The sequence below is a fragment of the Mycolicibacterium houstonense genome (assembly GCF_900078665.2).
In the GTDB taxonomy this organism is placed as follows: Bacteria; Actinomycetota; Actinomycetes; order Mycobacteriales; family Mycobacteriaceae; genus Mycobacterium; species Mycobacterium houstonense.
On the sequence record NZ_LT546207.1, the window covers coordinates 483159 to 495401 of the forward strand.

The 12243-nt window shown below is 67.6% G+C and carries 16 protein-coding genes and 1 pseudogene; 11 read left to right on the forward strand and 6 right to left on the reverse strand.

All coding sequences use genetic code 11. From position 1 onward, the window contains the following. Positions 1-361 (reverse strand): TVP38/TMEM64 family protein (locus BN4332_RS02550; protein ID WP_200820249.1); only part of this gene is annotated, 361 nt, incomplete at its 3' end. Between the two features lie 90 nt (positions 362-451). Here BN4332_RS02550 and BN4332_RS02555 point away from each other — a divergent pair. Then, positions 452-856, forward strand: a complete 405-nt coding sequence (locus BN4332_RS02555) for a DUF302 domain-containing protein (RefSeq protein ID WP_066897037.1) — start codon at positions 452-454, stop codon at positions 854-856. A gap of 8 nt (positions 857-864) precedes the next feature. Here the strand turns inward: BN4332_RS02555 and BN4332_RS02560 are convergent, their stop codons facing one another. Then, complete coding sequence (locus BN4332_RS02560) at positions 865-1029, reverse strand: hypothetical protein (RefSeq protein ID WP_200820250.1); 165 nt, start codon at positions 1027-1029, stop codon at positions 865-867. Here BN4332_RS02560 and BN4332_RS02565 point away from each other — a divergent pair. Together BN4332_RS02565 and BN4332_RS02570 are read left to right on the forward strand one after the other, a co-directional pair. Next, positions 1003-1440, forward strand: a pseudogene (locus BN4332_RS02565) (polysaccharide deacetylase family protein); the annotation flags it as partial. The gene BN4332_RS02560 and the pseudogene BN4332_RS02565 overlap by 27 nt on opposite strands. Positions 1441-1571: 131 nt before the next feature. After that, on the forward strand, positions 1572-2873 hold the full coding sequence (locus tag BN4332_RS02570; protein WP_066897038.1) for a cytochrome P450: 1302 nt from the start codon (positions 1572-1574) through the stop codon (positions 2871-2873). Positions 2874-2878: 5 nt separating this feature from the next. On the opposite strand, the gene BN4332_RS02575 is transcribed toward BN4332_RS02570, so the two are convergent. The 3 genes from BN4332_RS02575 to BN4332_RS02585 are packed head-to-tail and all read right to left on the reverse strand — an operon-like array spanning position 2879 to position 4271. After that, complete coding sequence (locus BN4332_RS02575; protein ID WP_235654227.1) at positions 2879-3115, reverse strand: anti-sigma factor family protein; 237 nt, start codon at positions 3113-3115, stop codon at positions 2879-2881. A 5-nt stretch (positions 3116-3120) separates the two neighbouring features. Further along, positions 3121-3759 (reverse strand): RNA polymerase sigma factor, encoded by a 639-nt coding sequence (locus BN4332_RS02580; protein WP_066897039.1) that lies wholly within the window; start codon positions 3757-3759, stop codon positions 3121-3123. 17 nt (positions 3760-3776) lie between these two features. Continuing rightward, positions 3777-4271 carry a YkgB family protein gene (locus BN4332_RS02585; protein ID WP_066897040.1) on the reverse strand — a complete coding sequence of 165 codons (495 nt, stop codon included), beginning with the start codon at positions 4269-4271 and terminating at the stop codon, positions 3777-3779. 74 nt (positions 4272-4345) lie between these two features. Here BN4332_RS02585 and BN4332_RS02590 point away from each other — a divergent pair, with 74 nt between their 5' ends. Further along, positions 4346-5152, forward strand: a complete 807-nt coding sequence (locus BN4332_RS02590; RefSeq protein WP_066897041.1) for an SDR family NAD(P)-dependent oxidoreductase — start codon at positions 4346-4348, stop codon at positions 5150-5152. On the opposite strand, the gene BN4332_RS02595 is transcribed toward BN4332_RS02590, so the two are convergent. Beyond that, the gene (locus tag BN4332_RS02595) at positions 5153-5650 is read right to left on the reverse strand and encodes a DUF1990 domain-containing protein (RefSeq protein WP_066897042.1); all 498 of its coding nucleotides are present in this window, start codon (positions 5648-5650) and stop codon (positions 5153-5155) included. It abuts the gene before it with no gap. Between the two features lie 31 nt (positions 5651-5681). Between BN4332_RS02595 and BN4332_RS02600 the strand changes: the two genes are divergently transcribed. The 7 genes from BN4332_RS02600 to BN4332_RS02630 all read left to right on the forward strand — a co-directional run bounded on the left by BN4332_RS02600 (position 5682) and on the right by BN4332_RS02630 (position 12198). Beyond that, positions 5682-6302 carry a PaaI family thioesterase gene (locus BN4332_RS02600; RefSeq protein ID WP_066897043.1) on the forward strand — a complete coding sequence of 207 codons (621 nt, stop codon included), beginning with the start codon at positions 5682-5684 and terminating at the stop codon, positions 6300-6302. Further along, positions 6299-6730 (forward strand): TIGR02611 family protein, encoded by a 432-nt coding sequence (locus tag BN4332_RS02605; RefSeq protein ID WP_066897044.1) that lies wholly within the window; start codon positions 6299-6301, stop codon positions 6728-6730. The genes BN4332_RS02600 and BN4332_RS02605 overlap by 4 nt, the downstream gene beginning before the upstream one ends. A gap of 74 nt (positions 6731-6804) precedes the next feature. Beyond that, positions 6805-8853, forward strand: coding sequence for a threonine--tRNA ligase (gene thrS / locus BN4332_RS02610; protein WP_066897045.1), 2049 nt, complete (start codon positions 6805-6807; stop codon positions 8851-8853). Positions 8854-8887: 34 nt separating this feature from the next. After that, positions 8888-9481, forward strand: coding sequence for an ATP adenylyltransferase (locus tag BN4332_RS02615; protein ID WP_066897046.1), 594 nt, complete (start codon positions 8888-8890; stop codon positions 9479-9481). Continuing rightward, positions 9478-10164 carry a phosphatidylinositol phosphate synthase gene (gene pgsA, locus BN4332_RS02620; RefSeq protein ID WP_066897047.1) on the forward strand — a complete coding sequence of 229 codons (687 nt, stop codon included), beginning with the start codon at positions 9478-9480 and terminating at the stop codon, positions 10162-10164. Before BN4332_RS02615 ends, pgsA begins: the two co-directional genes overlap by 4 nt. Beyond that, positions 10161-11069 carry a phosphatidylinositol mannoside acyltransferase gene (locus BN4332_RS02625; protein WP_066897048.1) on the forward strand — a complete coding sequence of 303 codons (909 nt, stop codon included), beginning with the start codon at positions 10161-10163 and terminating at the stop codon, positions 11067-11069. Before pgsA ends, BN4332_RS02625 begins: the two co-directional genes overlap by 4 nt. A gap of 4 nt (positions 11070-11073) precedes the next feature. Further along, entirely contained in the window at positions 11074-12198 is a 1125-nt protein-coding gene (locus BN4332_RS02630; protein ID WP_066897049.1) for a glycosyltransferase family 4 protein, read from the forward strand. Positions 12199-12243: the final 45 nt, after the last annotated feature.

Below are 12243 nucleotides of genomic sequence, written 5' to 3' on the forward strand. Positions count from 1 at the left end.
CGAGCAGAGCGCGGGCGCTGTCCCGGCCGGCGCGCCGCCCGATCAGACTGGCCACCACGGCCGTGCCCACCGTCGCGCCCAGCGTCACGAAGGTGCCCAGCACCGGACCGAACAGCACGCCACTGCCCGCCGCCAGGATCGGGCCGGGCACGAACAGCGCGCCCAGGCCGGCCGATACGACGACGTAGGCCAGCGGCGCGGCCGGTCCGGTGGCGGCCACCGCGCCCCGGATGTCATCGATGTCGACGACGCGCGCGACGGCCGTCAGGTAGAAGAGCCCGAACAGAAATGCCGCGAAGGCGACGAGGCGCAGCACATGCACTCGCCGGTTGGGCGCGGGGGAGTCGTCGTCATCAGTCATCGCGCCCACGATTGTTCCGCACGGTGCGACACCTCGGCGCGTAGCGTGAGGTCAAACGCGGGTGCGACGACGGGACGAAAGGAAACCACGATGGACATCGCGTTGGTGGCCACCACACGAGGCCCGTTCGACGAGGCCGTCGCTCGTACACGACAAGCGCTGGCCGATCAGGGGTTCGGTGTGCTGACCGAGATCGACATCAAGACCACGCTCAACGCCAAACTGGGCGGGGGTGCCGGTGACGAGCTGGGGGATTACCTGATCCTGGGTGCCTGCAACCCCCAGTTCGCCCAGCAGGCGCTCAAGGCGCTTCCCCAGGTGGGCGTGCTGCTGCCGTGCAACGTGGTGTTGCGCACCGGTCGCGGCGATGACTCGGTGGTGGTCGTCGAAGCGATGAACCCCAACCTGATGGCCGAAGTGACCGACGAGCCCGCGCTGGCCGAGATCGCCGGCGAGGTGGGCCGGCGCCTGCGGGCGGCGATCGACAGCCTGTAAGAGCTGCGTCACCCCGACGCCGCGTCGATCACCCCATCGAGGATCTCGCGCGAGGTCGACAAGTCGCGGATCGCCCGGTCGAGCCGGGTCCGCTCGGCAGACAATTCGGTCAGCAGACGGGACGTGGCCTGTGGGGCGGGGCCGCCGACGACATCGCCGGTGCCACGGGCCATCGCCCGATCGGCTGGATGGGGCCGGGTCTGACCGAGACGGCGCGCACTCCGGAACTGTTGGCCGAGCTGGGTTTTCGCTACGTCCTCGATTGGACCAACGATGACCAGCCCTACCCGTTGACCGTCCCCGGCATGCTCAGCGTGCCGTACTCGGTGGAGCTCAACGACCTGCTGATCTTCGGGAAAGGTTTCACCGGAGCGGAATTCGTCCAGATGGTGATCGACCAGTACGAGCAGCTGCGCGCGGATTCAGCGACCAGTGGCCGGGTGATGGCGCTTGCGCTGCACCCGTTCGTGATCGACCAACCGTTCCGGCACAAGTACCTCGACCAGGTGCTGCAGTACCTCGCCGCGCAACCCGACGCCTGGCTGACCACCAGTGACGAGATCGCGGCGGTCGGGCTGGATTGATTGCACACGACAACAGTTGTGGCGCAATCGGGCTCGCAAGCCTGGACGCATGTGTGTGATTGGTGTCACACTGCGGTAAGCGCTGCGGGCCTGGCCGTGGTCCGTGCCGCCCGAGCGCGGGGAGGACCACGATGACGACGATCACCGGCATTGCCCACCGCACCAACGGCAGCGCGCCACCGCCGGTGCCGCTCGCCGAAATCGACCTGGGATCGCTCGACTTCTGGGCACGTGACGATGACGTGCGGGACGGCGCATTTGCCACCCTTCGTCGCGATGCCCCGATCTCGTTCTTCGGGGTGGCCGACTACGCCGGATTTCCCGGCGGCGCCGGGCATTGGGCACTTACCCGCTACGACGACGTCCACTTCGCCAGCCGGCATCCCGAACTGTTCAGTTCGAGCCCGACCAGCACCACACTCAACGACGTCCCCGCCGAGATCGCCGAGTTCTTGGGGTCGATGATCACGCTGGACGACCCCCGGCACACCCGGCTGCGGTGCATCGTCAACCGGGCCTTCACACCCAAGGTGATCGCGCAGATCGAGCAGAGTGTGCGGGATCAGGCCCGGCAGCTGGTCTCGGCCATGGTGGACGCACATCCAGATGGCACCGCGGATTTCGTCGAGGACGTGGCGTCGCCGCTGCCGCTGCAGATCATCTGCGACATGATGGGCATCCCGGAAGCCGATCGCGCCAAGCTCTTCCACTGGACCACGGTGCTCATGGGTGCCGGGGACGAGGAGGTGTCCATCGATGATTACGGCGCCTACTTTCAGGTGGCCACCGAACTCGCCACTTATGGCATCAATTTGGCCGAACAGCGTCGCGAGCATCCCGCCGACGACCTGACCACCAGTCTCGTCCAGGCCGAGGTCGACGGAGAACGGTTGTCATCCAACGAGATCGCGTCGTTCTTCATCCTGCTGACGGCTGCGGGCAACGACACCACCCGCAACGCGATCAGCCATGGCATGGTGGCGCTGAGCCGCTTCCCCGACGAACGCGCGAAATGGTGGAACGACTTCGACGCGGTGTCGCCGACGGCGGTCGAGGAGATCGTGCGGTGGGCGTCACCGATCATCTTCATGCGGCGCACCCTCACCGAGGATGTGGAGCGCGGCGGCGTGCAGATGAAGGCGGGCGACAAGGTCTCGATGTGGTACAACTCGGCCAACCGAGACGAACAGACCTTCGCGGATCCGTGGCGGTTCGACGTATTGCGAAACCCCAACCCGCAGGTGGGGTTCGGCGGTGGCGGAGTGCATTTCTGCTTGGGAGCCAATCTCGCCCGCCGGGAGATCCGGGTGGCGTTCGACGAACTGCGCCGTCAGGTGCCCGACATCGTGGCGGTCGGTGAACCGGCGATCCTGCGCTCGGCGTTCGTGCACGGGGTCAAACATCTGCCCGTCGCGTGGAGCGTGGCCAGCTAGCTACGTCACTTCCAGTCGCGGAACGCCGACAGCAGCCGGTCGCGGAACGCCGGGTCGAGATTGTCGTCGCGGATCCGTCCCAGCGTGTCGACCGTGGCCTGCAACTGCTGAACGTAGTTCTGGCAGCCGTCGCACTCCAGGAGGTGGACGTCGAAGCGTGCCCTGGTCTCCAGATCCAGCGAGCCGTCGAGATAGGCCGTGACCAGTTCCACGAGTTCGTTGCAGTTCATCGAGCCGTCCATCGCGGTCACACCCTCTCCTTCAGGTAATCCTCCAGCACTTGGCGCACGGCGGCCCGGCCCCGGTGCAGCAACACCCGCTGATTGGCCGCGCTGATCTCCAGCAAGGTGCTGACCTCGGCGGATTCGAAGCCCAGTACATCTCGCAGCGTCACCACCTGGCGCTGGCGCGGTGGCAGCTTGTCGAGTTCGCGGCGGGCCAGCTCCATCAGCTCCCCGCCGAGCACCGAACCCTCCGGGGTATCCGGGAAGGGGACCGGCGCCTCGTTTTCCTTCCAGTGCCCCGGCCAGGCGTCCCCGGCTTCCCGGAACCGGGCCGGGTCCACAGTGCCCCCGCTGACCGCGAGCGCCTCGAGATCGGTGTGGCGTCGTTCTTTCACACCGCGAGCCTTGGCGATGTTGACCATGATCGTGAAAAGCCATGTGCGTAGCGATGATCGGCCTTCGAACCGGTCGATGCCGCGCAACACGGCGATCCAGGTTTCCTGGACGACCTCCTCGGCGAGCTCGTGGGTCGAGACGTAGCCGCGCGCCACTCGCAACATGGTCGCGGCGTGCAGGTCGACGAGCGCGGCGAAGGCCGCCTCATCGCCGGCGCGCAGGGCGGCGATGAGAACGGCCTCAGACTCGGCCGCGCTCGTGGCCATTGCCGAATCGTAGCGACTCAACGGTGTTCGGCGGCCCGGGTGGACAACGCGTCGAGCAAGGTCCACACCGAGATGCCGAGCAATGCGAGGTCCTTGACCAGGAACTGGCCGGTCGCCGACAGCACCGGGAAGCCACCGGCCGCTGCTTCGCTGACCCCGGGCGTGGTGAACAGGAAGCTGATGGTGGCGATGAACAGTCCGATCGCCAGCACGCTGCCCACTGCCGACGCCCGCGGGAACCACGGCCTGACGGCCAGCAGGGCCGCGGTCGCGAGTTCGAGCACGCCGAGCAGCGCCGAGAACGTGGTGACCGAGAAGATGCCGTACATCCAGCTCATCAACGGGCTGTTGGCGACGAGTGGCTCGATCCCGTGCGCCTCGTACGCCGTGAACTTCATCGCCCCGATCCAGGCGATGACCGCCACCAGTCCGTAGCGCGGCAGCAGCGTGCCGGCACTGGTCAGAATCGATCGGGCGGTGCTGTGGCCCAGGGGTTGCTGGATGACGGTCATGGTCGGTCCCTTCGAGTTCGGATGCCTACCGAACTGAGTGCCTGCCGGGGCGCCGACCGTTACACCGTAGGTTGATGTCCGTGAAGACTCCGATCGCCGTCGTCACCGGGGCGAGCCGCGGCGCGGGCCGCGGGATCGCCGCGGCGCTGCTCGCCAGGGGATGGCGGGTGTATGTCACCGGCCGGACCGTGACCGACCCGGGGGAGGGCGGTATCGCGGTCCAGGTCGATCACTCCGACGACGCCGCGGTGGGCGCGTTGTTCGCGCGGATCGCCGACGCGGAGGGCCGTTTGGACCTGCTGGTCAACAATGCCGCGGCGATCCACGACGACCTGGTCAACCCGAAACCCTTCTGGGAGAAGCCGATCGCATTGGCCGACGTGCTCGATGTCGGGTTGCGCTCGGCCTACGTGGCGTCCTGGCATGCCGCGCCGCTGCTGCTGGCCGCCGACCACGGGCTGATCGCGTTCACCTCGTCGCCCGGATCGGTCTGCTACATGCACGGCCCGGCCTACGGAGCCCAAAAGGCCGGAGTGGACAAGCTGGCCGCCGACATGGCGGTCGATTTCGCCGGTACCGGTGTCTCGACGGTGTCGATCTGGATGGGCATCCTGCTCACCGAGAAGTTCAAGGCCGCGTTCGCCGGGAACCCCGAGGCGCTCGCCAAGACCGCCGAGCATGCTGAAACCCCGGAATTCACCGGCCATCTCATCGACGCGCTGTACCGCGACCCGGAGGTGGCGCAGCTGTCCGGAAAGACCGTCATCGGCGCCGAACTCGCGGCCCGGTACGGCATCACCGACGAGGGTGGGCGGGTGCCGCCGTCGCACCGGGACATGCTGGGGGCACCACGCGAGCCCGGCTCGGCCATCGTCAGGTAGTCAGATTCCGGTGAGATAGCGGCGCGTCACCAGCCGTTGAAGCAACCGTGTCACCGGACCGCCCACCCGGCTCCACCAGGTGGCCGGCCGGGAGAACGCCACCACCTCGGCGTGCACGCTGTCGGTGGCCGGGTCATAGCGCACCGAGAACAGTTCCTCACCGGACTCGGGATGACCGGCCAGCGTGCCGTACGCGAAACCGATCCGATCGGGTTCGTCGAGCACGTAGACCACCCGGCACGGCGCCGGTACCGGGCCGAGTCGGACCACCAGGTCGGTGCCCACCGTCGCGGCCTCGGTGGTGGCCTGCACCCGCAGGCCGGCGCCGCGTTGCATGCCCCACCGCAACACGGCGGCGCCGGCGCGTTCGAAGCGTTCGCGGCCGGTGCCGATCACGGTGGAGGCCCGGGTGTGGTGATACCCGTCGGGCAGTTCGCCTGCGGTGGCACCCACCTCCGGATAGGTCAACGACAGCTGCGCCAGGTCGTGCGGTTTCACGCCACCACCATGGCACTAATACGGTGGCTTCGTGGCCCGAGAAACTACGCACCCCGGCGGAGGGTTCAACCCGCCCGAGCCCACCGATCGTGGCGGCCCCGATTACGGCCGGTTCATCGAGGCGGTGCGCACTCTGCAGGACCACGCGCGTAGCGCCGACGCGCCGGACGAGGTGATCACCGAGGCCGCCGACCTGATCGAGAAGGTCTCGGCGCTGCTCGCGCCGTATGAAGCCGACGAATGGAATTCACCGTCCGGCCGTCGTCTGGACCTACCCAACCGTGGCAACGTCAACAACGTGCCGGTCCATCTGGAACGTACCGCCGACAACCGCATCGCCGGGACGGCCCATTTCCGGCGCTTTCACCTCGGTCGCAACGGCGCGGTGCACGGCGGTTCACTGGCGCTGTTGTTCGACTCCCTGCTCGGCTACACCGCCGCCAAACTGACCGGCAGCATGTACCAGCGCACCGCATACCTGCACGTCGATTACCGCAAGATCGCCCCGATCCAGCAGGATCTGCAGGTGCTGGCGGGCATCGACCGCATCGAGGGGCGCAAGATCTTCGTCCGGGGGCAGTTGTCCGACGGCGACGACGTACTCGCCGAGGCCGAAGCGTTGTTCGTACGACTCAAGCCGGGGCAGCCATGAGCCTCGCGGACAACCTCGCCGAGGTGAAGCGACGATGGACGGCATGGCGCGACAAGCTTCGCGCACGCCCGGCCGCCGACTTCGCGTACCGGATCGCCATCGGTGTCGTCGGCACGATCGTGCTCGCGGTCGGCATCATCGCGATTCCGTATCCCGGTCCCGGCTGGGCCATCGTGTTCCTCGGCCTGGCGATTCTGGCCAGCGAGTTTGCCTTCGCCAAGCGGGCGTTGCACTACGTCAGGGTCCGCTACGACGCCGTCATGGCCTGGTTCGATCGCCAGCACATCGCGGTCAAGGGGCTCAGCGCCGCGTTCACGGCATTGATCGTGGTGGCCACGCTGTGGCTGTTCGGTGCGATCGGCCTCGTCGCGGGTCTGGTGGGCTTGGAGCAGCCGTGGCTCAAGAGTCCCATCGGGCTGGGGTCCTGATCAGCAACACCGATAGCCCACACCGATAGCATGACAGCGTTCGCACTAGCCCCCGCATGGTAGGAGACTCCCCGATGAGCGCCGCCCCCAGTCCAGCCCCAGCTGCCCCGATCCGGGTCGCGGCCGGGACTACCGCCGGCGCGGCGGTGCGTGCGGCGGATCTGCCCAGCCGGGGAACCCCGGACGCGATCGTGGTGGTGCGCGATGCCGAGGGACGGCTGCGTGACCTGTCGTGGGTCCCGGACATCGATGTCGAGGTGACGCCGGTGGCCGCCAACACCGAGGACGGCCGCAGCGTGATCCGGCACTCCTGCGCCCACGTGCTCGCCCAGGCCGTGCAGGACCTGTTCCCGCAGGCCAAGCTCGGTATCGGCCCGCCGATCACCGACGGCTTCTACTACGACTTCGACGTCGCCGAGCCGTTCACGCCCGAGGACCTGGAAAAGCTCGAGAAGCGCATGCAGAAGATCGTCAAGGACGGTCAGCTGTTCTCGCGGCGCGTGTACGAATCCAAGGACCAGGCGCGTGAGGAGCTGGCCAATGAGCCGTACAAGCTCGAGCTCGTCGACGACAAGTCGGGTGACCCCGATGTGATGGAGGTCGGCGGCGACGAGCTGACTGCGTACGACAACCTCAACGCCCGCACCAAGGAGCGGGTGTGGGGGGATCTGTGCCGCGGCCCGCACATCCCGACCACCAAGTACATCCCGGCGTTCAAGCTGACCCGCAGCAGCGCCGCGTACTGGCGCGGCGACCAGAACAACGCCAGCCTGCAGCGCGTCTACGGCACGGCCTGGGAGTCGCAGGAGGCCCTGGACCGCCACCTCGAACTGATCGAGGAAGCGCAGCGCCGCGACCACCGCAAGCTCGGTGTCGAACTCGACCTGTTCAGCTTCCCCGACGAGCTGGGCTCGGGCCTGCCGGTGTTCCACCCCAAGGGCGGTGTCATCCGAAAGGAGCTGGAGGACTACTCGCGGCGCAAGCACTCCGAGGCCGGCTACGAGTTCGTCAACACCCCGCACATCACCAAGGAACACCTGTACATCACCTCGGGGCACCTGGAGTGGTACGCCGACGGCATGTACCCGCCGATGCACATCGATGCGGAGTTCAACGAGGACGGCACGGTGCGCAAGCCCGGCCAGGACTACTACCTCAAGCCGATGAACTGCCCGATGCATCACCTGATCTACCGGGCCCGGGGCCGCTCGTACCGCGAACTTCCGTTGCGGCTCTTCGAGTTCGGTTCGGTGTACCGCTACGAGAAGTCCGGCGTGGTGCACGGGTTGACCCGGGTGCGCGGCATGACCCAGGACGACGCGCACATCTACACCACGCGTGAACAGATGCGCGACGAGCTGACCTCGCTGCTGCAGTTCGTGCTCGACCTGCTCTCGGACTACGGCCTGGACGACTATTACCTGGAGCTGTCCACCAAGGACCCCGACAAGTACGTGGGTTCCGACGAGATGTGGGATGAGGCCACCGAGACCCTGCGGTCGGTCGCCGAGGCCTCGGGCCTGGATCTGGTGCCGGATCCGGGCGGGGCGGCGTTCTACGGGCCCAAGATCTCGGTTCAGGTCAAGGACGCGCTGGGCCGCAACTGGCAGATGTCGACGATCCAGCTGGACTTCAACATGCCCGATCGTTTCGAGCTGGAGTACACCGCTGCCGACGGGTCGCGGCAACGACCCGTTCTGATCCACCGCGCCCTGTTCGGCTCGATCGAACGGTTCTTCGGGGTGCTCACCGAGCACTACGCGGGCGCCTTCCCGGCCTGGCTGGCGCCGGTGCAGGTGGTCGGCATCCCGGTCGCCGACGCGCATCTGGATTACCTGTATGACGTTGCCGCCCAGTTGAAGTCGCGTGGCGTGCGGGTCGAGGTCGACGGCAGCGACGACCGGATGGCGAAGAAGATCGTGAACCACACCAACCAGAAGGTGCCGTTCATGCTGCTGGCGGGGGACAAGGACCTAGAGGCCGGCGCGGTCTCGTTCCGGTTCGGTGACCGCACCCAGATCAACGGGGTGCCCCGTGACGAGGCCGTGGAGGCGATCGTGCAGTGGATCGCCGATCGCAACAACGCGGTGCCGACGGCGGACCTGGTACCGGTGGGCTTGTGATGAGCGCTCGCGCGAAGAACCGACGGGTAGGCGAATGACGGGCGACGAGCGGTCCATCATCGACCACGGCGTGGGCGAACCGGATCACCTGCAGCGACTGTGGACACCGCACCGGATGAGCTACATCGTCGATGCGGTCAAGAACGACAGCAAGATCGGATCGGCCGGTTCGTCACAGCCGTTCACCGACATCCCTGAGATGTCCGACGAGGACGGGCTCATGGTGGCCCGCGGGGAACTGGTCTACGCCGTGCTCAACCTCTACCCGTACAACCCCGGCCATCTCATGGTGGTGCCCTACCGGCGGGTCTCCGAGCTGGAGGACCTGACCGACGCGGAGAGCGCCGAACTGATGGCGTTCACGCAGAAGGCGATTCGCGTGATCAAGGCCGTCTCGCGTCCACACGGGTTCAACGTCGGCCTGAACCTGGGCACCTCGGCAGGCGGATCGCTGGCCGAGCATCTGCACATGCACGTGGTGCCGCGCTGGGGCGGCGACGCGAACTTCATCACGATCATCGGTGGCGCCAAGGTGATTCCGCAGCTGTTGAGCGAGACCCGCGAGCTGCTGGCCACGGAATGGTCGCGCCAGTCCGGGCGCGGGCAGCGACGGGATATGGACCCGTGAGCAACTTCTACCTGATGACGCGGGCGGCGTATGCGAAGCTGTCGCGGCCGGTGGCCAAGACGGCGTTGCGGGCCGGGCTGACGCCCGACATCGTTACGATCGTCGGGACCGCGGCGTCGGTGGTCGCCGCCCTGACGTTGTTCCCGATCGGCCAGTTGTGGTGGGGAGCCATCGCGGTCTGGTTCTTCGTCCTGGCCGACATGCTCGACGGTGCGATGGCCCGGGAGCGCGGCGGTGGAACCCGGTTCGGCGCGGTGTTGGACGCGGCCTGCGACCGGATCAGCGACGGCGCGATCTTCGCCGGGCTGCTGTGGTGGGCGGCCTTCGGCCTGGACAGTCCGCCGCTGGTGGTCGCCACGCTGATCTGCCTGGTCACCTCCCAGGTCATCTCCTACATCAAGGCGCGCGCCGAGGCCAGTGGCCTGCGCGGCGACGGCGGCATCATCGAACGCCCGGAGCGCCTGGTGATCGTGCTGGCCGGCGCCGGGCTGTCGGATCTGCCGTTCTTCCCGCTGCCCTGGGCCCTGCCGGTGGCCATGTGGGTGCTGGCCGTGGCCAGCGTCGTCACCGTGGCGCAGCGCGTGCACACCGTTCGCACCTCGACCGGAGCCATGGACCTGCTGCAGCCGCTGCAGCCGTCCCCACCGGACAACGGCGACACGAAGGAGCCGGGAGCGTCGTGAACATCCCGTTTTCCGGACAGGTGACCGATCTGGGGTATGCGGCAGGTTGGCAGCTGGTCCGGTCCATGCCGGAAGTGGTGGCGCGCAACGTGTTCGACGCGGGCGCCCGCTACGCCGCCCGGGGTGGGGGTCCGCAGCAGCTGCGCAAGAACCTGGCCAGGGTGATCGGGGTTTCCCCGGCCGAGGTGCCCGACGAGCTGATGCGTGCTTCACTGGCCTCATACGCCCGGTACTGGCGGGAGGCGTTCCGGTTGCCGTCGATGGATCTGACCGCTGTGGCAAAGCGTCTCGACGAGGTGTTCGTCGGCGCGGACAAGCTGCGGGTTGCCCACGAAGCGGGCCGGGGCGCGGTGCTGGCACTGCCGCACAGCGGTAACTGGGACATGGCCGGAGTGTGGCTGGCCCAGCAGTACGGCACCTTCGCCACCGTCGCCGAGCGACTCAAACCCGAATCGCTGTACCGCCGTTTCATCGATTACCGCGAGAGCCTCGGCTTCGAGGTGTTCCCGCTCTCCGGCGGGGAGCGTCCGCCGTTCGAGGTGCTCTCGGAACGGTTGCGGGACAACATGTTCGTCTGCCTGATGGCGGACCGCGATCTCACCCGCAACGGTGTCGAGGTCAAGTTCTTCGGTGAACTGACCCGGATGCCCGCCGGCTCGGCCAAGTTGGCCATCGAAACCGGCGCACCGCTGCACCCGGCGCACGTCCACTACGACGGGGACGATTGTGTGGTCGAGATCTTCGATGCCATCGACACCTCGTCGAACGACGTCGTCGTGGTGACCCAGGCGCTGGCCGACCGGTTCGCGACGAACATCGCCGCCCACCCCGCCGACTGGCACATGCTGCAGCCGCAATGGCTGGCCGACCTGTCCGACGAACGCCGCGCCCGGTTGGGAACCTGAGCTCATGCGTATCGGGATGGTCTGCCCCTACTCGTTCGATGTGCCGGGCGGTGTGCAATCCCATGTGCTGCAGCTGGCCGAGGTGATGCGCGCGGGCGGGCACTACGTCAGCGTCCTGGCGCCGTCTTCGCCGCATGTGAAGCTGCCCGACTACGTGGTGTCGGGCGGCAAGGCCGTCCCGATCCCGTACAACGGGTCGGTGGCCCGGTTGCGGTTCGGGCCCGCCACCCACCGCAAGGTCAAGAGGTGGCTGCTGGAGGGGGATTTCGACGTGCTGCACCTGCACGAGCCCAACGCCCCCAGCCTGTCCATGCTGGCCTTGCAGGCGGCCGAAGGCCCGATCGTGGCGACGTTTCACACCTCGACCACGAAGTCGTTGACGCTCAGTGTGTTCCAGGGTCTCCTGCGACCCTTTCACGAGAAAATCGTCGGCCGCATCGCGGTGTCCGACCTGGCCCGGCGCTGGCAGATGGAGGCGCTCGGCTCGGATGCGGTCGAGATACCGAACGGGGTCGACGTGCCGTCGTTCGCGAATGCGCCTCGGCTGGAGGGCTATCCACGCCCCGGCCGCAGCGTATTGTTCCTCGGGCGGTTCGACGAACCCCGCAAGGGCATGCCGGTGCTGCTCGGCGCCCTGCCGAAACTCGTACGGCGGTTCGCCGACATCGAGATCCTGATCGTGGGCCGCGGTGACGAAGCCGACCTGCGGGAGGAAGCCGGAGAGCTGGCCGGCCATCTGCGCTTCCTCGGCCAGGTCGACGACGACGCGAAGGCCGCGGCGATGCGCAGTGCCGACATCTACTGCGCACCCAACCTCGGCGGGGAGAGTTTCGGCATCGTGCTCGTCGAGGCGATGGCGGCGGGCACCGCGGTGGTGGCCAGCGAGCTGGACGCCTTCAGCCGCGTCCTCGACGGCGGTCAGGCCGGCCGGCTGGTGCCGGTCGGCGACGCCGATGCACTGGCCGACGCCCTGATCGAGGTGCTGGCCGACGACGCGCTGCGTGCGCGGTACATCGAGGCGGCCACCGAGCGCGTGGCCCGATACGACTGGTCGGTGGTGGCCGGCCAGATCATGCGGGTGTACGAGACGGTGGCCAGCCCGGGCGTGAAAGTGCAGGTGAACGACTAGACATGGTCACCTGGATCGTGATCGCGGCACTGGTCGTACTGGCGG